Source organism: Rhizobium laguerreae, from assembly GCF_019778565.1.
GTDB classification, from domain to species: Bacteria; Pseudomonadota; Alphaproteobacteria; order Rhizobiales; family Rhizobiaceae; genus Rhizobium; species Rhizobium laguerreae.
In genome coordinates this window covers 129,111-150,529 of the sequence record NZ_JAAXQT010000012.1, presented here as the reverse complement: position 1 = coordinate 150,529, position 21,419 = coordinate 129,111, and the positions used below count along the sequence as shown (strand labels likewise).

Annotated in this window: 24 protein-coding genes; 12 read left to right on the top strand and 12 right to left on the bottom strand. The window is 59.9% G+C overall.

Translation table 11 applies throughout. The annotated features are described in order from the left end of the window. The first annotated feature begins 24 nt into the window (after positions 1-24). The 6 genes from HFO71_RS30495 (at position 25) to HFO71_RS30470 (ending at position 5,915) form a co-directional block, all read left to right on the top strand. On the top strand, positions 25-909 hold the full coding sequence (locus HFO71_RS30495) for a helix-turn-helix domain-containing protein (RefSeq protein WP_221988821.1): 885 nt from the start codon (positions 25-27) through the stop codon (positions 907-909). 213 nt (positions 910-1,122) lie between these two features. Beyond that, positions 1,123-2,196 (top strand): ABC transporter substrate-binding protein, encoded by a 1,074-nt coding sequence (locus tag HFO71_RS30490; protein WP_204347378.1) that lies wholly within the window; start codon positions 1,123-1,125, stop codon positions 2,194-2,196. Between the two features lie 70 nt (positions 2,197-2,266). Beyond that, positions 2,267-3,088 (top strand): ATP-binding cassette domain-containing protein, encoded by an 822-nt coding sequence (locus tag HFO71_RS30485; RefSeq protein WP_020047783.1) that lies wholly within the window; start codon positions 2,267-2,269, stop codon positions 3,086-3,088. Continuing rightward, complete coding sequence (locus HFO71_RS30480) at positions 3,085-4,344, top strand: sugar ABC transporter permease (protein ID WP_221985384.1); 1,260 nt, start codon at positions 3,085-3,087, stop codon at positions 4,342-4,344. The genes HFO71_RS30485 and HFO71_RS30480 overlap by 4 nt, the downstream gene beginning before the upstream one ends. Before the next feature lie 25 nt (positions 4,345-4,369). Continuing rightward, on the top strand, positions 4,370-5,098 hold the full coding sequence (locus tag HFO71_RS30475; RefSeq protein ID WP_020047785.1) for an SDR family oxidoreductase: 729 nt from the start codon (positions 4,370-4,372) through the stop codon (positions 5,096-5,098). A 52-nt stretch (positions 5,099-5,150) separates the two neighbouring features. Further along, complete coding sequence (locus HFO71_RS30470) at positions 5,151-5,915, top strand: SDR family NAD(P)-dependent oxidoreductase (protein ID WP_221988819.1); 765 nt, start codon at positions 5,151-5,153, stop codon at positions 5,913-5,915. Positions 5,916-6,004: 89 nt separating this feature from the next. Here the strand turns inward: HFO71_RS30470 and HFO71_RS30465 are convergent, their stop codons facing one another. Both HFO71_RS30465 and HFO71_RS30460 read right to left on the bottom strand, forming a co-directional pair. Beyond that, positions 6,005-6,400, bottom strand: coding sequence for a VOC family protein (locus tag HFO71_RS30465; protein WP_221985382.1), 396 nt, complete (start codon positions 6,398-6,400; stop codon positions 6,005-6,007). A gap of 95 nt (positions 6,401-6,495) precedes the next feature. Next, positions 6,496-6,924, bottom strand: coding sequence for a Tautomerase enzyme (locus tag HFO71_RS30460; RefSeq protein WP_168269672.1), 429 nt, complete (start codon positions 6,922-6,924; stop codon positions 6,496-6,498). Between the two features lie 120 nt (positions 6,925-7,044). Here HFO71_RS30460 and HFO71_RS30455 point away from each other — a divergent pair, with 120 nt between their 5' ends. Beyond that, positions 7,045-7,644 (top strand): TetR/AcrR family transcriptional regulator, encoded by a 600-nt coding sequence (locus HFO71_RS30455; protein WP_221985381.1) that lies wholly within the window; start codon positions 7,045-7,047, stop codon positions 7,642-7,644. Positions 7,645-7,717: 73 nt separating this feature from the next. On the opposite strand, the gene HFO71_RS30450 is transcribed toward HFO71_RS30455, so the two are convergent. The 6 genes from HFO71_RS30450 to rapA2 form a co-directional block, all read right to left on the bottom strand. Next, the gene (locus tag HFO71_RS30450) at positions 7,718-8,731 is read right to left on the bottom strand and encodes a HAMP domain-containing sensor histidine kinase (RefSeq protein ID WP_221985380.1); all 1,014 of its coding nucleotides are present in this window, start codon (positions 8,729-8,731) and stop codon (positions 7,718-7,720) included. After that, positions 8,731-9,435 (bottom strand): response regulator, encoded by a 705-nt coding sequence (locus HFO71_RS30445; RefSeq protein WP_168263946.1) that lies wholly within the window; start codon positions 9,433-9,435, stop codon positions 8,731-8,733. The genes HFO71_RS30450 and HFO71_RS30445 overlap by 1 nt, the downstream gene beginning before the upstream one ends. 47 nt (positions 9,436-9,482) lie before the next feature. Continuing rightward, positions 9,483-10,973: a DUF4153 domain-containing protein gene (locus HFO71_RS30440; RefSeq protein ID WP_221985379.1), complete on the bottom strand. Its 1,491-nt coding sequence runs from the start codon at positions 10,971-10,973 to the stop codon at positions 9,483-9,485. A 304-nt stretch (positions 10,974-11,277) separates the two neighbouring features. Next, complete coding sequence (locus HFO71_RS30435; protein ID WP_221985378.1) at positions 11,278-12,570, bottom strand: helix-turn-helix transcriptional regulator; 1,293 nt, start codon at positions 12,568-12,570, stop codon at positions 11,278-11,280. 72 nt (positions 12,571-12,642) lie between these two features. Continuing rightward, a complete protein-coding gene (locus tag HFO71_RS30430) occupies positions 12,643-12,831 on the bottom strand; it encodes a hypothetical protein (RefSeq protein ID WP_025398238.1) in 189 nt (62 codons plus the stop codon). A 164-nt stretch (positions 12,832-12,995) separates the two neighbouring features. Next, a complete protein-coding gene (gene rapA2 / locus HFO71_RS30425; RefSeq protein WP_025398239.1) occupies positions 12,996-13,709 on the bottom strand; it encodes a calcium-binding lectin RapA2 in 714 nt (237 codons plus the stop codon). 452 nt (positions 13,710-14,161) lie between these two features. Between rapA2 and HFO71_RS30420 the strand changes: the two genes are divergently transcribed. From HFO71_RS30420 to HFO71_RS30405, 4 genes are all read left to right on the top strand, one after another. After that, entirely contained in the window at positions 14,162-14,314 is a 153-nt protein-coding gene (locus HFO71_RS30420) for a hypothetical protein (protein WP_165503840.1), read from the top strand. 40 nt (positions 14,315-14,354) lie between these two features. Next, positions 14,355-14,591: a 30S ribosomal protein S21 gene (gene rpsU, locus HFO71_RS30415; protein WP_003538346.1), complete on the top strand. Its 237-nt coding sequence runs from the start codon at positions 14,355-14,357 to the stop codon at positions 14,589-14,591. A 62-nt stretch (positions 14,592-14,653) separates the two neighbouring features. Further along, entirely contained in the window at positions 14,654-14,848 is a 195-nt protein-coding gene (locus HFO71_RS30410; RefSeq protein ID WP_020047796.1) for a hypothetical protein, read from the top strand. 108 nt (positions 14,849-14,956) lie between these two features. Then, positions 14,957-15,436, top strand: a complete 480-nt coding sequence (locus HFO71_RS30405; RefSeq protein WP_077980891.1) for a pyridoxamine 5'-phosphate oxidase family protein — start codon at positions 14,957-14,959, stop codon at positions 15,434-15,436. 219 nt (positions 15,437-15,655) lie between these two features. Here the strand turns inward: HFO71_RS30405 and HFO71_RS30400 are convergent, their stop codons facing one another. Further along, entirely contained in the window at positions 15,656-16,564 is a 909-nt protein-coding gene (locus HFO71_RS30400; protein ID WP_221985377.1) for a LysR family transcriptional regulator, read from the bottom strand. A 107-nt stretch (positions 16,565-16,671) separates the two neighbouring features. Here HFO71_RS30400 and HFO71_RS30395 point away from each other — a divergent pair, with 107 nt between their 5' ends. Beyond that, positions 16,672-17,547, top strand: a complete 876-nt coding sequence (locus HFO71_RS30395; protein WP_221985376.1) for an aldo/keto reductase family oxidoreductase — start codon at positions 16,672-16,674, stop codon at positions 17,545-17,547. A gap of 34 nt (positions 17,548-17,581) precedes the next feature. Here HFO71_RS30395 and HFO71_RS30390 read toward each other — a convergent pair whose 3' ends face one another. From HFO71_RS30390 to HFO71_RS30380, 3 genes are all read right to left on the bottom strand, one after another. After that, complete coding sequence (locus HFO71_RS30390) at positions 17,582-19,741, bottom strand: peptidase domain-containing ABC transporter (protein WP_221985375.1); 2,160 nt, start codon at positions 19,739-19,741, stop codon at positions 17,582-17,584. A 9-nt stretch (positions 19,742-19,750) separates the two neighbouring features. Then, positions 19,751-20,914 carry a beta-barrel domain-containing protein gene (locus HFO71_RS30385; protein WP_221985374.1) on the bottom strand — a complete coding sequence of 388 codons (1,164 nt, stop codon included), beginning with the start codon at positions 20,912-20,914 and terminating at the stop codon, positions 19,751-19,753. 132 nt (positions 20,915-21,046) lie between these two features. Further along, positions 21,047-21,289 (bottom strand): hypothetical protein, encoded by a 243-nt coding sequence (locus HFO71_RS30380; RefSeq protein WP_027667324.1) that lies wholly within the window; start codon positions 21,287-21,289, stop codon positions 21,047-21,049. Between the last annotated feature and the right edge of the window lie 130 nt (positions 21,290-21,419).

The following is a 21,419-nucleotide window of genomic DNA, read 5'->3' as shown; positions in this document are numbered from 1 at the left end:
GAACCGTCCTCGGAGGAGGAAACAATGGAACCTGACTTGGAAGTCATTCAGATCCGCCCGGGCGAATCTTTCGCAACGAAGGCGCATGGCTATCCCTACCATACGGTTCGTTGGCATTTTCATCCGGAATACGAACTTCATCTCGTCGTGGCGACAACAGGACGGTATTTCGTCGGCGACTTCATCGGCGAGTTCGAGCCTGGTAATCTTGTGCTTGCCGGGCCTAATCTTCCACACAACTGGATCAGCGATGTCCCGACGGGATCGAGCATCCCGCTTCGATGCCAGCTCATCCAGTTCAGCGAGAATTTCATCATCGACACGATGAAGGTGCTGGCCGAACTCGGCCCCTTCGAACCTGTTCTCGAAGCCTCCCGCCGCGGCGTGCTTTTCGGCGCCGAGACCAGCCGGCAGGTCGCACCTTTGATGAACGAGGTGCAGCAGGCGCAGGGTGTGCGCCGTATCGAGCTTTTCATGATGATCGTCGGCCTGCTCAGCCGCGCACAGGATGCGCAGCTTCTCGCCAGCCCGAGCTATCTGCCCGATCCCTCCGGTTACATGTCGGCCGGCATCAACAAAGCGCTCGCCTATATCAGGGAACACCTGACCAAATCCTTCGACGAAGCCGATCTCGCGGCGATTGCTGGACAATCGACAGGCGCCTTTTCGCGCGGCTTCCGCCGCCATACCGGCATGTCGCTGGTGCAGTATGTGAAACGCCTGCGCATCAACCTAGCCTGCCAGATCCTGATGAGCGATGACCACGCATCGATCACCGATATCTGCTTCGAGGTCGGCTTCAACAATCTGTCTAACTTCAACCGGCAGTTTCTCGCGGAAAAAGGCATGACGCCTTCCCGTTTCCGACGGTTGTTGGGTGACAATGTCGACGTGGCAAAGGCGGCCTAGAGGAGCCGAACGAGCACGTCCAAGGGACGAGGAGACGAGGAGGAGGAACGAAAACTGACACTGACTTGAACGCGAGCACGCGATGAGCGGCTCGTGATCGGAGATGCCTGTCCTCAAAAACGTCAAACCGCCGGGACAGGCGCGACCGTTCCTTCAGCCGAACGGCCACAGCAGAACAGTGCGATCACTACGCAATTTTTTCAATGGGAGGAGATGGAAATGATGAAATTCTCAACACGGGCGGCAGGCGCCGCGGTATTTGTCCTGTCCTTGCTGGGCGGTACTTCCGCCTTTGCGCAAACGGCCGTTTCGGATGCGACAGTGGCATTCCTCATGCCCGACCAGGGCTCGACCCGCTACGAAGAGCACGACCACCCGGGCTTCGTCGCGGAAATGAAGAAGCTTTGCGCGTCGTGCAAGGTTCTCTATCAGAACGCCGATGCCGATATCGCCAAACAGCAGCAACAGTTCAATTCGGCGATCACGCAAGGCGCCAAGGTCATCGTGCTGGACCCGGTGGATTCTGCGGCCGCCGCATCGCTCGTCCAGCTCGCACAGAGCCAGGGTGTCAAGGTCATTGCCTATGACCGTCCGATCCCGAAGGGGAAGGCCGATTTCTACGTCTCCTTCGACAACAAGGCGATCGGCAAGGCGATTGCGGAATCGCTCGTCCAGCATCTGAAGGCACAGAAGGTGCCGACCGAAGGCGGCGGCATTCTGCAGATCAACGGTTCACCGACCGATGCGGCTGCCGGGCTGATCAAGGACGGCATTCACGAGGGCCTGGCGAGCGGCGGATACAAGACGCTTGCCGAATTCGACACGCCCAACTGGCAGCCCGCGAACGCCCAGCAATGGGCGGGCGGGCAGATCACCCGCTTCGGCAAGCAGATCGTCGGGGTGGTCGCTGCCAATGACGGCACCGGCGGCGGCGCCATCGCAGCTTTCAAGGCGGCGGGTGTCGATCCGGTGCCGCCGGTCACCGGCAATGATGCGACGATCGCCGCGCTACAGCTGATCATAGCAGGGGATCAGTACAATACGATTTCCAAGCCGAGTGAAATCGTCGCCGCTGCCGCTGCCAACGTCGCCGTGAAGCTCTTGGCTGGAGAAACGATCAAGGCCGAAATGACGCTCTACGACACGCCCGCACAGCTCTTCGTACCGGCTGTCGTTACCGCCGAAAACCTCAAGGCCGAGATCATCGACAAGAAGATCAACACCGCCGAGGAGCTGTGCACCGGTCGCTATGCCGACGGCTGCAAGAAACTCGGCATCACCAAGTAATCGAGCCAAGGGAAAGCGCGGCCGGCCACCGGTCGCGCTTCCGATTTTCGCTTTTTCGAAAGGCCAGGCGATGTCTGAAACCTCTCATACTCCTGACCCTTCCCGTCAGCCTGTCCTCAGTCTGCGTGGAATATCGAAGAACTTCGGAGCAGTGTCGGCGCTCACCGATATCGAACTCGATGTGTATGCCGGCGAGGTCGTGGCACTGGTGGGCGACAACGGCGCCGGCAAATCGACGCTTGTCAAGATCCTGGCCGGCGTGCACCAGCCAAGCTCGGGCACGATCTTCTTCGAAGACAAACCGGTCAACCTGTCGAGCCCGAGCGCCGCTCTCGACCTCGGCATCGCAACCGTCTTCCAGGATTTGGCGCTTTGCGAAAATCTGGACGTCGTCGCCAATATCTTTCTCGGCAAGGAGCTCAGCCCCTATCAGCTCGATGAAGTCACGATGGAGATCGCCGCCTGGAAGCTCTTGAACGAGCTTTCGGCCCGCCTTCCGAGCGTGCGCGAACCCGTCGCCTCACTCTCCGGCGGACAGCGCCAGACGGTAGCGATCGCCCGATCGCTGCTGCTCCAACCGAAACTGATCATGCTCGACGAACCCACAGCAGCGCTCGGCGTTGCCCAGACCGCCGAGGTGCTAGACCTCATCGAGCGCGTGCGGGAGCGCGGCCTCGCCGTCATCATGATCAGCCACAATATGGAGGATGTTCGCGCCGTCGCCGACCGTATTGTCGTCCTTCGGCTCGGCCGCAACAACGGCACCATGCCGCCCGACGCATCCAACGAACAGCTCGTCAGCGCCATCACCGGCGCATCCAACAATTCCGTCTCCCGCCGCGCGATGCGCCGCAAGGCGCAAAGCCAACAAAACGAGGAGGGCAGGCCATGACGAAGACCATCCAGAATGAACCGGCAGCACCTGCGCTCCTCGACCGACGTGACGAAAGAGTGCACCACGACGATAGCCTTGCCGGCTCGATCCGCGCCTTTGGGGATCGCATCCGCTCCGGCGATCTCGGTTCGCTGCCGGTCATTGTCGGCCTGGCGATCATCTGGACGGTGTTCCAGGCGCTCAATCCGGTGTTTCTCTCGAGCAGCAACCTCGTCAACATGCTGTTCGACTGCTCGACCGTCGGTGTCATCTCGCTGGGTATCGTCTGCATCCTGATGGTGGGTGAGATCGACCTTTCCGTCGGCTCCGTCAGCGGCTTCGCCTCTGCGCTGGTCGGCGTCTTCTGGGTCAACCAGGGCTGGCCGGTGGTTCTGGCGATCCTCGCCGCCATGATTGTCGGCGCCCTGATCGGCTCGCTCTATGCGTTTCTCTTCAACCGCTTCGGCATGCCGAGCTTTGTGTCGACGCTGTCGGGGCTGCTCGCGGTTCTCGGCCTGCAGCTCTATATCCTCGGAGCAACTGGTTCGATCAATCTTCCCTATGGTTCCTGGCTCGTGAGTTTCGGCCAGATCATGGTCATGCCGGACCCGGTCGCCTATCTGCTGGTGGCCCTTGCCGGCATTGCCTTTTTCTTCTCCAGCTACCGCACCTCGGCGCGCCGGCGGGCGGCCGGCCTGTCGGCGAAATCGGCCGGCGGACTGCTTGTCCGCGCTGTCATCATCACCGTCGCCCTGGAAGCAGTCGCATTCTATCTCAACCAGTCGCGCGGCATTCCCTGGATGTTCGGTCTTTTCGTCGGGCTCGTCGCCGCGATGAACTATGCGCTGACGCGCACGAAATGGGGACGCTCGATGCATGCCGTCGGCGGCAACAGGGAGGCTGCCCGTCGTTCCGGCATCAACGTCTCGCGCATCTACACGAGCGCCTTCGTCATGTGCGCCCTGCTTGCTGCCACCGGCGGCGTTCTCTCCGCCGCGCGGCTGGCGACGGCAAGTCAGCAGGCCGGCACGGGCGACGTCAATCTCAACGCCATCGCCGCAGCAGTCATCGGCGGCACGAGCCTGTTCGGCGGGCGCGGCAGCGCCTATTCAGCCCTTCTCGGCATCATCGTCATCCAGTCGATCGCCAGCGGGCTGACGCTTCTCGATCTGTCGTCATCGCTTCGATACATGATCACCGGCGCTGTCCTTGCCGTCGCCGTCATCGTCGACTCGCTGGCACGCCGATCGCGAATTTCGCACGGCCGAGCCTAAAGCAACCAGAAAGCAGAGGAAGAAAATGGGACAGGATCTGTCTGGAAAAGTCGCGGCTGTCACCGGAGCGGCGTCGGGTATCGGCCTTGAATGCGCCAAGACCATGCTTGCCGCGGGCGCTCGGGTCGTGCTGGTCGACCGAAATGAAGACGCTTTGAAGGAAATCTGCTCGAAACTCGACGCCAACGCCATTCCCTTGGTCATCGATCTCACCGATCCGAAAAGCGTCGAACGGATGATGCCTGAGATTCTGGAGAAAGCCGGCCAGCTGGACATCTTCCACGCCAATGCCGGCTCCTATATCGGCGGCGAGGTGCTGGGCGGCGACCCGGATGCCTGGGACCGGATGCTCAACCTGAACATCAACGCCGCCTTCCGTTCGGTGCATGCCGTTTTGCCGCATATGGTTGAGCGCAAGACCGGGGATATCATCCTGACGAGTTCCGTCGCCGGCATGATCCCCGTCGTCTGGGAACCGATCTACACGGCCTCGAAACACGCGGTCCAGGCATTCGTCCACACGCTGAGGCGGCAGGTGGCCAAGCATGGCTTGCGCGTCGGCGCCGTCGCTCCAGGCCCAGTCGTCACCGCCCTTCTCAGCGATTGGCCGCAGGAGAAGTTGGACGAGGCGCTCGCAGCCGGCGGCCTGATGGAGGCGAACGAAGTGGCCGAAGCCGTGCTCTTCATGCTGACGCGTCCACGCAACATCACCATCCGCGATCTCGTCATCCTGCCGCAAAGCGCCGACATCTGACGAAAGTGCATCCGTCTTCTACACTCGCGAACCCACTCAAGAGGAAACGGCCATGATCTTCGACAGATTTCGTCTGAACGGACAGGTGGCGCTGGTGACCGGCGGCACGCGCGGCATCGGGCTTGCCATCGCCGAGGCGCTCGGCGAGGCGGGTGCCAAGATCATCATCACGGGCAGAACCCGCAATCTGGCCGCGGAAGACCGGCTCTCCAAGGCCGGCGTCGATTGCGATTTCATCGCCGTCGACCTGACGAAGGAAAGCGCTGCCGACGAACTCGTCGCTGAGACTCTTTCGCGGGCGGGGCGGCTCGACATCCTCGTCAACAATGCCGGCATCGCCATTCACGGCGACAGCGGCGAATTTCCCGATACCATCTGGCGCGAGATCATGACGGTCAATGTCGACGCCGTCTTTCGCGCCTGCCGCGCCGCACTCGCACCGATGCGCCGCCAGGGCGGCGGCGCCATCCTCAATATCGGCTCGATATCGGGCATCGTGTCCAACATTCCTCAAAACCAGGTCGCCTATAATACCTCAAAGGCAGCGGTCCACATGATGACGAAAAGCCTCGCCAGCGAAGTTGCCGCCGAGAATATCCGCGTCAACGCCATCGCCCCCGGCTACATCGAGACCGATCTGTCGCGCGGCGGCATCGACAACCCTGACTGGTTCCCGACCTGGCGCAGCATGACCCCGATGGGACGCGTCGGGCAGCCGGAGGAGGTGGCGGGTGCCGCATTGTTCCTCTGCTCGGCGGCGGCAAGTTATGTCACCGGCGAAGTGCTGGTTATCGACGGCGGTTATACGACGCGGTGAGACGCGAAGACGGGATTGGGGGGAGGGTGGCTCGCAGCCGCTTGGTCGGCGGCGAGTTTCTCTCCTGCCGTCACATGGACAGCACATGCTCACGCCAGGCAATCAAGCATCCACTGGACTCCAAAGCGATCCGTGAGCTTACCATAATAGCTTCCCCATGGCTGGACGGCGAGCGGTGTCGTAATCTTGCCCCCCTCGGCCAGCCGTGCGAAGAGGCTGGCGGTACTGTCTCGGTCGTCCATGATCAGCATATGGGCGGAGCCTCGCATCGGCTTGGCATCGTGATTGTCCGAGGCGAAGAACAGAATACCAGGTCCTTCGAAACGAGCGTGCATCACCTTGCCCCGCATGGCTTCGCTGGCAACGGGCATCCTGTCTGCGCCGTGGCGCTCCAATTGCGTGATCCGGCCAAGCCCGCATTCGGCATAGAAGGCGAGCGCCTCTTCGCAACCGGTGGAAAAGAACAGATAGTTGGCAAGCTGCATGGTCTGGCTCCGTCAAGGCGCCGGACCGCGACGCCCTGGTATCGCCGGCCCGGCATTGCATCAAGTCTGAGATTTCCGAGCGTACGCCGCGATCGTTACGAGGCGGCAACCGCACCCTGGATAGCGCCGACAAGATCGGCATTGTTATAGCTGCGACCGGCGATGCCCCACGCCCCCTCGGGCGCGTAGACGATGTTAGACCATATATGCTCGCGCTTGAGCCGGCCTTCGGCGGCCTGTTCGATGACATCGGCCGCTTTTTCGAAGAAGGACTGTTTTGCTTCAGCGCTCACCAGCGCTATCTCGGGCAGCTTGAGCTCAACGAAGGCTGCAGCGATCGGCTCTCCCGCCGCAAGTACATGCTCCCGCGGCAGCACGTTGATCGTGCCGATAATATTGGCTGTCATGAAGTCATTGCCGGTCAAGCCGGCGGCATCGAGCACTGCGTCCGTCAATCCGGCAAAGGCTTGGGCCTGAGCCCGCTGCGAAAGCAGGCCTTCAGGAACGGTGAGTGTGATAGGCATCGTATATCTCCCTGTTTGAACCGTGACCGCTTCTGATATATACCGATCACTCTTTATACATACACATCGATCACTCTCTTAGCAAGGCATAAAGAGTGATCGCTCTTAAAAGGGACATGCATGCGATACAGTGCGGAACATAAGCAGGAGACTCGAACGCGCGTCATTGCGGCGGCTGGACAGGTTTTCAGAAAGGAAGGCTATGGCGGTGCGGGCATCGATGCATTGACCAAGGCGGCAGGCGTGACCAACGGTGCCTTCTACGGACATTTCAAGTCCAAGGGCGAAGCCTTTCGCACCGCCGTGCTGACGGGCCTCGAAGAGCTGCGGCAAGGAATAGCGGCGCTAAGGGCCAGTCAACCAAAAGACTGGCTGACGACATTCGTCGGCTACTATCTCGGCTATAAAAGAACCTGCGATCTGGGCGAGAGCTGCGCTCTGCCGAGCCTTTCCCCCGACGTCATGCGCGCAGACGATGAAACACGAAGCGCCTATACGGCAGAACTCAAACGTCTCATCGAGGAAGTTGCGGTCGGCTTGCCGGAGGGTGAGATACCGGGTCAATCCAAAAGGCGCCGGGAAGATCAGGCGATCTTGCTGCTCGCCATGCTCAGTGGTGGTGTGACCCTCGCCCGCGCTGCTTCAGACCCGGCGCTGTCCAAACGCATTGCAGATGTCATCGCGCAGGCTGCATTGACGACGATAGAGCCTGGAAACTGATCCACTGGCATGGCGACATCACCTTGCTCAGGGGACGCCTTTCCGAGCAATGTTCCGATCAGTCTCTGGAACGTCAGCTCGGTCCGGGGATGGTGATTTCGAACTTGGTGCCGGCGCTGGTCGCCTTCACCAGGCGGATCGTACCGCCATGAGAGCTCAGCATGGCGTGGACGATACCGAGGCCCATGCCGGTACCGCCCTGTTCGCGGCGGGTTGAGAAGAACGGCTGAAAGATGCGTTGGCGATTTGCCTCGGAAATACCGCTGCCGTCGTCACAGACAAGAATGACGGCTGTTCGGGCATCGACCGATATTCTGAGTTCCAACAGCGTGGCACCGTGCTGAAGAGCGTTTTCGGCAAGATTGGCAAAGACGATGCCGGCTGCCTCCTGGGGAAGAGCAACCGATATTTCCGTATCGCCGGCGCCGGAAATATTGAGAGCGGGAAATCGCCCGCGCAGTAAGGATATGATGTCCGTGATGCTGCTTCTGCCCTCGGCGACAGGCGTTTCCGCCTGCGCAAGTTCCCTCAGCCGCTGCAACAATGCATCGAGCCGGACAGCATCGGCGATGATGTTGTCGAGAAAGCGCAAACGCTGCGCCTTCGTCATCGGCCTCTCGACGTCATCGTCACGCAAAAGCTCTGCCGCACCGCGGATGGCCGTCAGCGGCGATTTCAGTTCGTGGGAGACATGGGCGGCAAAGGAGCGAACATATTCAGTGCGATCGACCAGTTTTCCGGCGAGATCGAGGAAGCTTTGCGACAGCACGGCGATCTCACGCGTTCCATAGCTTTCCAGCGGCCGGATTGCTTCCTTGCCGCCGCGGGCGATCTCTTCCGTGCGGGAGATCAAGGCGTCGATAGGCCCGGTGATGGTGCGCGTCAGCACGTAGGCAACGCCGAGCGTCAGGATGAAGGCGACGACGAGGGCACCGATTTCCGCCGGTGCCATCCGGTTCGAACTCGCCTCCACGGCACGAAACCAGATGACGATCAGGATTGGCAGCGCCATGACCGCGAGAAGCACGACATAGACGATCAGCGCCAGCGTCGGCCGCCATTTCATCCTGACTTTCGGTGCCGGCATCAGGCCTTCCTCCCGCTTTCGATGCCGAGTTTGAAGCCGATGCCGTGAACGGTTGCAATGATCGCGGAACCGCCGACCGCCAGGAACTTGGCCCTGATGTTGCGGATATGGCTGTCGATCGTCCGGTCAGCGACATAGGTTCCGGCGCCATAGGCCGCCTCCATCAGCTGTTCGCGGCTGAAGACCATATCGGGGCGTGCCAATAATGCGTCCAGGATTGCGAATTCGAGCGCTGTCATTGCGATGGTGCTCTCGCCAAACATGACCGTCCTGCCACGCCGATCCAGGCAGAGTTCACCGGCGACAAGGGTGGCGTGGCGTCTGTCAGGCCCCGCTTCATTGCTGCTGCGCTTCAAAATCGCCTTGACCCTAGCCACGAGTTCGCGCGGGCTGAACGGCTTGGTAACATAATCGTCTCCGCCGATTTCGAGACCCAGTACCCTGTCGATCTCCTCGTCACGCGCCGAAAGAAACAGGATCGGCAATGCCGACGTCTTGCGGATCTGGCGGCAGACCTCCAAGCCGTCCATGTCGGGCATACCGATATCGAGGATGATGAGATCGATGTTGCCGCGGCGGAAAGCCGTCATCGCCTCGGTGCCGTTACGGGCGACCGTCCAGGCCAGACCGGCGCGCTCAAGGGCGAAGCAAATCACGTCGCGGATATGAGGTTCGTCATCGACGACGAGAATGCGGGGCGCCATCACCAGTCCTGCATTGGTTTGTCGTGCCTGTTGTTATCGTTCTCGTTCTATCTTGCAATGGGAGCCAGAAGATAACTCTCCAGCCGCGCCGCCCGGAAGGTCCAGTTCCGCCAGTCCCGCAGGCGCATCTTAAAATTCCTGGCGAGGTAGTACCGAACTGTCACGGCTTGGCTCCTCTGGTCGATCAGGTGATCCGGCAGCTTGAGGAGGTAGAGATCGAGCGCCGGAATGACGGAAGGACCGAGCGAGGAGAGATAATCGAGGTCGAGCGGCGGGCCTTCGTGGCTGATTTCCTGGCTGTGGACGACATTGAAGCGGGCGATGACATCAGGGAAATCGATGAAGGCGCTGATATAGAGCACCGCAATCAGCGAAGCGAGGTTTGCGGCGATCAGCCACTCGTTGGATCGGTTGAGCAGAATGCGCAGCAGGATCAAGACGAGGCCGATAGCGACGAGGCCCATCCAGAGACCAGCGGCGACGCGCAGTTCCGTCAGCGAATAGGCCTCGACGTAAAGCCCAAGCCGCAGCATCGAGGACAGGCAGAGAAGAATGTTCTGACCGATCCAGGCGTGGACGAGGCCGCGGATCAGCGGATTTTGATCGCCAGGCCCGCCGCGCCGCATGGCGACGAGAACAAAACCGGCGGCCAGAAGCGCCGTCGCAATCAGCGGATAGGCGCCGCGATGAGCGTATTCGGCATGGCTCATGTGATCGGGCAGGTCTGCGCCGCCCCAGAGATAGACGAGATCGAGAAGTGTCTGCACGGCAAAGAGCGCGTTGAAGAGGAGCAGCGACCGCAGCAGGGAGGCCTGGCCGAACGGTGCGTTTCTGGTCGGTACGATGACGAACGCCCTGCTGACTTGCGACCTCGCAGTGCGCCGCTTCAGCCGCGGCCGCAACATCGTCCAGACCACAGTAGCGATCATCATCCAGAAGCCGATTCGCCAAAGGTCGAGAAACTGCAACAGAACGGCAAAGCGGATGCTGCGCAGCGCGATCTCGATAAGCGGGTTTGCAGCCGCAAAGAGGAACACGAAGACTGCGGCGAGAGCGAGCGGCATGATCCAGAGGCCGACGCCCTGCCAAACGACGGTGAAGGAGAAACGTGTGGCCGGCGTCTTAAGATATTTCCTAATATCGTCGGCAAGCCGCAAGGGAATGACAAGAGTGAAACGGAGAAACACCAGCGGCAGACCGGTCAGACTGCGAGGCATAAGCCTGGCGCCGACGAGAGCAACCGCTATCTGCGCACTGAAGCAAAGGGCGATGCCGGTTAATGAGGGCGCTTCCAGCAGGGGTGCCGACGCCAGAACCGAGAAACCAAGCAGGAGTGCAGCCATTGACGGCGCCCGGACCTTCCCGGCCGAAAGTAGAATGCCGGCGCAGACGGCGAGCGCAAACAGGAAAAGGTTTATGCCGGGCATCTGACCAAAGATCAGAAAATCAGCCAGCGCCACCAGCGCAAATAGCGTGGCAATCCGGCCGCCGCCACGCCTGATCGGCATTGCTTCTGTCAGGGTGTCGGTTGTGTCCATTGGTGCTCCTCTCGTAGATGCCGCTTTTCGATCACGATGAGCATGGTTGCTGGGGTCTCCTCGGAGGCGGTCCCTCGAGGCCAGCTCGCCTCCGTCAGCCACCATCCGTCATTGCGGAGGCGATCCGGCAAAGCCGGACGGTGTGGCGCGAGGGGGATGTCGTTCTTGCTCATGGCGGAAGAATGCCGCGCCAAATTGCAGATTTTGTGCAGAGAGTGAGCAGCAATTCAGGAAAATCACCCGGACCTATGAGGTCATGCAGCAGGCCTCTCCAGATCATCGCGTGAAGATAGCCTAGTAGAATTTACGATTGCCGCGGACGGCTCTTTCCATTCGTGCGGGACGGCGTTGCCGGCCTGTTTCCGGCAATCGGGATCGAGGCAATCAGCCTGGCGAGAGCCGCCTGGGATCGTACCCCCGTTTTGCCAAAGCATCGGCCGGTGTGGGTTTTTACCGTGTTGGACGAAATTCCAAGAACCCGGGCAATCTCGGGCAGATTCATTCCGCTGCCGACCAGTGCGGCGACCCGGGTTTCGGCTTCGGTCAGGCCAAAGATGTGTTGCAGTTGTTGCGCTTGCCGACGCGTCTTCGCTTCCGGATCGACGATATGAATGAGGACGCGCGCTCCGCTATCAACCGCATCCCATATCGAAACCGCTGTCGGTGCAAGCGGCGTGATCATCACCAGATAGGGCGGCAAACCCGATGGCCGGGAGATCGACAATGTCCCGTCGAAGCGCGTGTCTTCGCCATCGGCTATCAGCAAAGCCTTACGAATGGCATTCACTAGGCGGGTGGATGTCTTCGAAATATGGGCAGCAAGCGAGGGCCTCTCGGATCGGCTGAGAAAAATGCCGTCGGCTTGCTTGAGCAGTGTTTCGGCTGCCGCATTCAAGAGAAGGACGGCACCCCGACTATCGATCAGCACGGCCGCATCAGCGATTGCATCGATCAGCCGTTGCGGCAATTCGGGTGCGCTGGCGATCCGGTTTACCTGAAAGGAAAGATCGATCGCCCGCGCCATGTGCGGGCTCAGCCGCTCTAACCGTGCTGCCGCCTCCGCGGCGTGCTCGTCTTGCTGACGAGACAGGAACAGAGCGACACCGCCGATACCTCCCCGCTCGTGCAGGCTGGCATGCGGCAGGAAGAGCTGATTGAAGATGTTTTGAGGCTCGCAGATATCGGCATAAAAGGCCGAATGCCGGACGGCCTCGGCATCGATCAGCTTGTTGCCGACCGCGATCTCGCCCGGCCTTACCTTCTCGAACGCACGGGCATAGGGATTGCCCGTGTAATGCTGAAGATAGAGCGCATTCAAATCTTCACGCATGCGGCCGGGGATCAGAAAGCTGCCGCGGCCATCAGGCGCCTGATAGACAATATTTCCGGCGACAGCACCGACGTAATCAACGATCGCGCACAGCGTATCCGGCCATAGTTCTGAACGGACCGCCGCCTGATAGACAGCATCAACGATATCGACATGATCCATATCAGCGCCGCTCGTTTTCACGATGATGGTTCCGCCAAATGCAACGATCGCACCATTTCGATTACTGCCTAAAAGTCTAAGGAGAGGCAAGATAGCGAGCGTCACCCGATCAGGCGATATCTCGCGCCGTCTCGTTCACCAAGTGACTTGCCGGGATTTGTGAGGTTGAAGAGGGGTTCATCTGAACCTTGGCGCGCGCTTGGCATTGTGAAGCAATTCGGAGGCGGTCGCGAACGGGCCGAAAAGTTTGAGCAACAGCGCCTGCTCCTCGTCATCTATCCGATGGCGAGCGCAGAACTCTGTTACGGACCAGACTTTCGTCAGATCGTCTGTCTCGATTTGCTTGGGTTCGATGTGTTCGGTCAAGGGCCTGTCCTCCGAACTTCGAGACTACGCCTCCCCTGCGTCTATAAGAACTAGCTAAAAAGGATTATATACCGGCTCCCGCCGGGCCTTGTATCAAGTGGCGAAATGCGGACGCCCGCCGATTGCGCGGCGGGCGTCGTGTCTCACTGATCTATCGCTGCGGATCAAACACCGACGCCGTCGGGATGAGCATCCGTGCCGGTGATGTTGAGCGTCACCTTGGCAGTGTCCGTGTGGCCTTCGCCATCGGAGATCTTGTAGTAACGGAGAACTTCCGTGTACGTCTGACCTGCATCCAGATCGGAGGTCAGTTCATAGGTGAATGTGCCGTCCGCCTTGACGTGGAACATGCCGTAGGTGCCGGCAACGTCGGTAACGGCGCCATCCTTGCCGTCTACCTGCTCGGTCAGGAACTGACGCAGGAACATCTTGCCGTTGTCGCCGGCAATGTCGTTATCCAGAACGTTGCCGCCGATGGCGTTGCCTTCGGTGAAGCTGAAGGTATCGTCGACTGCGATCGGCTTGGTTACGCCCTGGATGTTCAAAGTGAACAGGCCGACGTCGGTGTGCCCGCTGCCGTCGGAGATCTTGTAGGACACCTTCTCTTGGAACGATTCGCCGTTGGCGAAACCGATCTTGGCAGCGTCGCTCAGGACATAGGTGTAGCTGCCGTCCGGCTTAACGAAGAAGGTGCCGTAATCGCCCTGGATTTCAGTAACCTGGCTGTTGCCGCTCTTGGCGCCAACACTTGCGCCATCGAATGCGCGCAGGAACAGGTGGCCGTTGTCGGAAGAATCGTTGGAAAGCAGGTTTCCGGAAATAACATCAGTTTCTTGAAATGTTGCACTATCATCAGTTGCATGTATCAGCGAAGCCATGGCTCTCTCCTAAAATGTTTATTGGCGGGTCAATTTCGACCTCAGCGAGCGGCTCCTTTAACAACCTATTAATACTACAAGTCAATGGTCTATTTAACAGAAGGTTAATTTCGATGGCGGTCTTCGCGTTGCTTCCATTCCGGCGGAATAATGTCACTCTCGCGCAAAATTGAAGAAAATTCGGGAAAAACTATACCCGGCTAACTTGAATAAAATGGCACCGAGTATATCTGAAGGCGATCGGCGATGCCCCGAGCCAACCATCCGGGCTATCCGTTGCAATTCTGCTCGCTGAGCCCTATGTTGCTGATGTACCCGATCCAAGCGGAAATCCAAGCCGTTCCCGGCTGCTGATTGAGACGCTTATGCATCGGCGCGCGCCTTAAGGCTGCGTGATGGGCAATCCCACAAACAATCGATAACGCCGGCCAAGGCCGGCAAAGGATTTCTTTTTGAACAACACACATACAGCCACCGCGGTTGCGGCGGCGAATCCGCGTGAGGATGACGAGGCTGTCCGCAATGCTCCCAGGAGCTGGAAGCCGTTTCCCTGCCTTCTCACCCGCCGCGAATTGCAGGCTCTGATCGCCGAGCAGCTCGGCTGAGCGGCGACCGGCGCACCATCCCAAACAAGGAGAACTCGAAATGCAGGTACTCGTCAGAGACAATAATGTCGATCAAGCGCTCAGAGTCTTGAAAAAGAAAATGCAGCGCGAAGGGCTGTTCCGCGAAATGAAGGAACGGCGCGCCTATGAGAAGCCGTCCGAACGGCGCGTCAGGGAAAAGGCACAGGCGATCAGCCGACATCGCAAGGCTGCACGCAAGCAGATGCAGCGTGAAGGCCTGCTGCCCGGTCCGAAGCGGGCGGTGGCCGCCCGTTAACGGCTTTATCCTCGCCAGCCTTCCCGGGCCTTGGCGGTTACATCCCCCTGAAAGGACAGACAATGGACGAACTCAATAGCCTCACCGTTTCGGAAGAACGCCTCGAGGATTGCCGCGATGTCGTGGAGCCGGATCTGCAGGATCTGATTCAACGCGCTCTGACATCGGGCTTTTCCCGGGAGGAAGTTCTCATCGCCGTCAGCGAACTGGTCGCCGAAGATTTCGCAATTGTCATGAAAACCCCAAGCGTCCATTGATCGACTGCGTGCCTCGATCGCCTTGGGAATCGGCTCATGAGGCCCGCCGACTGGGAACATCGGCCGCGGCTGATGGTTACTTCGTCTCTTGCACAGACGGAGATGACGATGGCCAATCAAGACGATGCGATACGGGTATGGGAATTGATCGACAAGATCGGGTTTTGCATGCTGACGACCCGCAGCGGCGACGATCTGCGAGCCCGCCCGATGTCCGCCTATACCGCGCAGCTCGAGAATGCGATCTATTTTCTGACGGATGTCGGCAGTCACAAGGACGATGAAATCACTCGCTGGCCAAACGTGTGCCTCGCCTTTGCCGACACCAAGGGACAGAAATATGTTTCCGTATCGGGGACGGCCGAGGTGCAAAACGACCGGGAGAGAATCAGGGAATTATGGGCGACGCCGGCAAAGGCCTGGTGGGACAATCCCGACGATCCTTCCATCCGTATCCTCAAGATGACGCCGGCTTCGGCGGAATATTGGGACAGCCCGGGCACGATCATCAGCTATATCAAGATGGCGGCCGCAGCAGTCTCGAACAGCAAACCTGATATGGGCGACAATGCCGAGGTCAAGCTCTAAAGCGCGTCGCGATCTTTCAGATTCGCGTGCCGCGCTTTAGGTCTTTGTTTTCCGCATGTCTTTGCCGCAAAACCGCTGCACACTTTTGCGAGACATGCTTTAGCGCATCGTCGGCCATTAAGGCCGCTTACAGCGCCGCATCTTTTAGACGCGCAAAGGATGCTGTAACACCTTGAATTGCGACACCATTTTATCCCTAGATCGATTCCGGTTAAAGAATTATGCCGGAGCCGATGCCTTGACAAAGTCGATGAATGCCCGGAGCGGCGCCGGTACAAGCCGACGCCCGGGATAGTAGAGGAATGGCCCGGAGAAACGCTGCCACCACGGTTCGAGGATGGGCTCGAGCGCGCCACTGTCGATATGCGGGCGCAGCCAGTCCTCGAAGAGGCAGACTATCCCTGTTCCTGATATCGCTGCATCGACGGCCAAATCGGTCGCCCCGCCGACCCGCACGATCAGCGGCCCCGTCGGGTCCACTCGCACTATCTCGCCATCGCGCTCGAACTCCCACGGCGCCGTCATCGCGCCGCTGGCAAAGCGACCCAATAGACAGGCATGGCCGAGCAGCTCGCTCGGATGTTGCGGCCGGCCACGGCGATCGAGGTAGTCCGGGGAGGCTGCGATGGCAAAGCGCTGGACGCGTGGCCCGATCGGTATCGCGATCATATCCTGCTCCAACCGCTCGTCATAGCGGATGCCGGCGTCGCAGCCGGCCGCGATCACGTCGACAAAGCTCTCGTCGGTGACCACTTCCAGCCGAATATCGGGATAGGCGGCAAGGAACGGCGGAACGATGGCGGGCAGCACCAGCCGCGCCGCGCTGACCGGCACATTGAGGCGTAGCGCACCGGCCGGCCTGTCGCGAAAACCGTTGACGACGTCGAGGGCAGACTCCACCTCGCTCAAAGCAGGGCCGAGCCGCTCCAGCAAGCCTTTGCCCGCTTCGGTCGGGACGACGCTGCGTGTCGTCCGGTTGAGCAGCCTGACGCCGAGCTGGCCCTCCAGGCGACGCACCGCTTCGCTGAGGAAGGAGGCGCTGCTGCCACTGACGCGCGCGCCTTCGCGAAAACCGCCGGCACGCGCCACGGCAACGAATGCATTGAGATCACTGAGATCTGCTTTCACTGTTCGCCACTCCGCACAGCCTGTGCGGATTATAGCCAATTTTCACACGCGCCGACAATGCTTATCTTGAGCCTATCTTGGCGTCATCTCTTGAAAGGAGTTAGATCATGTCCACTATCGATCAGTCCGGCACGTTCAACCTCGGCGGCCGCAGCGTAAAGCGGCTCGGCTATGGCGCCATGCGGCTTGCCGGGCCTGGCGTATTTGGCCCGCCCAAGGATCATGGCGCGGCCTTGGCCGTGCTGCGAGAGGCGGTTGCGAGCGGCGTAAACCACATCGACACCAGCGACTTCTATGGCCCGCACGTCACCAACCAGATCATCCGCCAAGCGCTGCATCCCTATCGCGACGATCTCGTCATCGTCACCAAGATCGGCGCCCGGCGCGGCGCGGATGGATCATGGATTCCGGCCTTCTCGCGCGAAGAGCTGACGGAGGCAGTGCACGACAACCTCCGCAATCTCGGCCTCGATGTGCTTGATGTCGTCAATCTCAGGATCATGTTCGACGTGCACGGCCCGGCCGAAGGGTCGATCGAAGCACCCCTGACGGTGCTGGCCGATCTCCAGCGGCAGGGCCTGGTGCGTCACGTCGGGCTGAGCAACGTCACATCCAAGCAGATCGCCGAAGGGCGTGGGATCACCGAGATCGTCTGCGTGCAGAACCAGTACAATCTGGCGCATCGGGCCGACGATGCCCTGATCGACGACCTCGCGCGCGACGGCATTGCCTATGTACCATTCTTTCCGCTCGGCGGGTTCAACCCGCTGCAGTCTTCCACCCTGTCCGATGTAGCCGCACGCTTCAATGCCACGCCTATGCAGGTGGCGCTCGCCTGGCTGCTGCGTCGCGCGGAAAACATCCTGCTGATCCCCGGCACTTCGTCCCTCGGCCATCTCAGGGAGAACCTCGCCGCCGCCGGGCTCGCGCTGCCGGATGAGGCTCTCGAGCAGTTGGACGGCGTGGCTGGCAGCGCCGCCTGATGAAGTCCGAAATCGCAGGCGCGACGTCACGCTCTCAACGCGTGCTCAGGCTTTCGCCCAGTTGCAGGCTGATGACTTCCTTTGGCGGACCGAGAGGTCGCAGGCCTTCGCCGTCCATGTAAAGTACCCTGTCGGCGGCAGCGATGGTTTCCTGCCGGTGAGCGACGACGATGCGGGTAATGCCGAGTGAGCGTATGGAATGATTGACACGCGCTTCGTTGGCGGCGTCCATGTGAGATGTGCCTTCATCCAGGAAAAGCATTTTCGGCTTTCGATAAAGCGCGCGCGCCAGCAACACGCGCTGCTTCTGGCCGCCGGAGAGGCTCGATCCCATGTCGCCGACGAGCGTTTCATATTGCATCGGCATTTTCATGATCTCGTCGTGAATTGCCGAAGCGCGTGCGGCATCGGCAATGGCTTCGAGATCGGCCTGCTCGGCAAACAGCGTGATATTGTCCGCTATGGATCCGGCGAAGAGATTGTCGTCCTGCAGGACGGCTGCGATCTGATCGCGAAAGCTCTTGTGACCGAACTGCTGGAGGGGAAGACCGTCGACGGCCACCTCACCGGATTGAGGCAACAGCAGCCCGAGCATCACCTTGAGGAGCGTCGATTTACCCATGCCTGACGGCCCGGTGATGGCCACATGTTCGCCGGCTTCAACGGAAAAGTCGATCTCCTGGAGAACGAGGGGATCGGTTGGAGAATAGCGGTAGGAAACGCTTTTGAGCTCCATCCGTCCTTTTAATTCCGTGACGGCCATGGAACTGGGGGCAAAGCTTCTGTCATCCTCCTCCAAGGCGATATCGGCCAAGCGTTCCAGATGCAGCCGTAGCATCAAGAACGCCATGCCCTGATCAACGAGATTGCCGGCCTTTTCGAGGAACTGACCTTTATAGGCGAGGTAGGCGAAAACCATGCCGACGCTGAAGCCGCCATTCATGACGAAGCCGATTGCGAGATAGATGGTGACGACATTCTCCAGACCGAACAACAAGGCATTGCCGGTCGTTTGCCAAATGCCGATGCGCGAGGAACGGATGTTGGCATTGACGGCATCCGTCAACAATGTCTGCCACATGGCATGCCGCATCGTTTCACCATTGTAGAGACGAAAGGTCTGGATACCGCGTATCGCCTCGATGAGCGCCGTCTGTTCCTTGCCGTGCGCGATGATACTGCCTTCCTGGGCGCGGCGCTCGAACGAGAAGGATATCAGCCGAACGACGAAATAGAGGAAGAAGGCGGTCAGCGCGATCATTGCAAGCTTGGCGCTGTAGAAGAACATGATCGCCAGCGTCGTCAGCGCGAGCAATCCATCCACCAGCGTTCCAGCAACACCTTCGGTCAGCATTTTCTGGATCGGCGTCACCGACTGGAAGCGGGAGAGAATGTCGCCGACCTCCCGCTTCTGGAACCAGTCGAGCGGCAGCCGGAACAGTTTCCTGGCAATGTTCGAGGCGATGCCGAAGCCCAATGCCGAGCCCGCCGCCAGGATCACGAAGGAGCGAAGGAAACTCGCGCTCGCATTGAACACGGTGAACAGCCCAAAACCAAGCGCAAGCACCGCAAGTAGATCGTGATCGAGCGCCGGCAGCGCGTTGTCTATGCCGATCTGCAAGTAGTAGGGCAGGGCAAGCACATAGATCTGCAACACGACACTGAGGAGGATGACCTGGAGGAATGAACTTCCAAGCCCGTTTATCCGCGTCCAGAGCTGCGACCAGCGCAACACCGTACGCTCCGTTTTCTTCTCGAATGCTTCGTTTGGCCGCAACTCCAGCGCAACGCCGGTAAAGTGGTCCGAAACCTCAGACATTTGAAGCCATTCACTGCGGCCAGCAGGGTCGTGGATCAGCGCCTTGTCGCCGGAAACCCGCTCGATGACGACGTAATGGTTCATGTTCCAGTGGAGGATCGCCGGCAATGCGAGATTGGGCAGCTCCTCCAGCGGCAGCTTGACGGCGCGAGGCAGGAGGCCGACCTGGTCTGCGATCTTGATCAGGCTCGACAGCGGGGCTCCTCGAAATGATGGGGTGAAACGTCGGCGCATCGTCGCCAGATCAACGTCGTGCCCGTAAAAGCTCGCCATCATTGCCAGACAGGCCAGACCGCATTCGCTGACCTCATTCTGACGAATGAGACGAATCCGTGAGGTTGAAAAGAACCCGGCCTGAAGTGCTCTGGCAGACAATCGCGGGTCCTATCGTCGTTGAAGGGCGAACAACGGCTCGAACAGCCATTCGAGTAGAGATTGGCGCGCGGTCGCAATCCGGGCCGACAAGGTCATGCCGGGAAACAGCGCTTGCTGCTTCCCGAAGGCCGTGATGCTCTGCCGTTCAAGGTCGACTGTCACGAGATAGTTCAGGTTGGTGCTCGCGCCGCTGCCACGGTTGATCGGGCTTTTCGACAGGCTCTTGACGCGACCTGCGATCGTCCCGAAGCTCTGGTAAGGAAAGGTATCGATCGCCAGCCGTACCTCCTGCCCGACCTCGACAAAACCGACGGCGGCGTTGGGCATGTCCAGTTGCGCATGCAATGTTGCATTCAGCGGCACGACGCTCATGAGCGCCTGCTGCGTGTTCAGCGGCTCGCCGATCTTGGCCGTGAGGGCAGAAACCGTACCGCCGATCGGCGATCTGATCACATAGGCGCGGGACTGTTCGTTGGTGGCGAGGCCGCGATTGATATCCTCGCGCTGCGATTGGAGTGCTGCGACCTTCTCGTTTGAGCGCGCCTTGACCTGATCGAGCATTCGTTCGGCATCGGAGAGATCCGACCGCCGTTCCGTCAACGTGCTTTCCAGTACCGCCATTTGCTGACGCCGCTCGGTGAGCGAATCTTCTCTCAACGTCACGTCTCGTCGTGGAACGATACCCTTGTCGACCAAGCCGCGAATGCGCTCGACATCTTTCTCGATCGAGGTGATCAGCTCCCTTTGCAGGGCGATCTGGCTCTGAAGCTTGTCGATCTGCGTCTGGTAACCGACAATCTGCGCACCGAATTGCGCCGTTTGGGCAATTTCATCGTTTTTGACTTCCGCCAGTTGCTCGCTGATGCTGGCATTCTGCCGGTCGAGCATTTCGGCGACTTTTTCGGAGGCCGATTCACCGCTGACCAGATAGTCCTCGGAGCGCACGGCCACCAGTTCTTGGCCTTCTTCGACTTGATCGCCGTCTGCGACCATCATCTTCATGATGACGCCTGAGCGCGAGGGCATGACGACCGCCACGCCCTTGTCCGGCTGGATAATGCCGGTTGCGGTGACGATGCGGGAATAGCTTGCGATGGAAAGAAAGATCAGAACAACGATGAGGATGCCGGCCATCAGATAGCCGGTGACGTGCCACCCCATTGGTACCGCCATCGACACCGTTCCCGTTAAACGCTGGGACTGCCGTTCGAGGGCTTCTCGGCGAAACAGGCTCATTGTGATCAGATATGGTCGTTAAGGGGGAGGGTGCCCCGCCGTTCCGGCGGAGCCCCCATGTTTTAAATCTTAGGCAAAAGCTCTCGCCAGTCTGTAGACACCGTAGACGCCAAGGGCAGCACCACCGACGGCAAGCGCTCCGACGCCGAAGGCGGAGATGCCCACGCCCGCGCCGATCGCTGCCGCGTAGCCGAGAGCGCCACCGCCTGCGAGTGCTGCTGCGCCGTCGATTGCGCCCCGAACACCGGAGCTGACGCCACCACCGGATACGTGTTCAATCTCGGTGCTCGAAAGTTCTTTGATACCCTGCACTTAACTCACCATCTGTTTGCTTCGGGAAGGTAGTCGAAAACACTACGTGCACGGGAAAATTAGGTAAGCTGCTGGAAAGCGTCAACCTGCAGGCGACAACTTTTGAGTGCTGAACAGCAGTGAATCATAA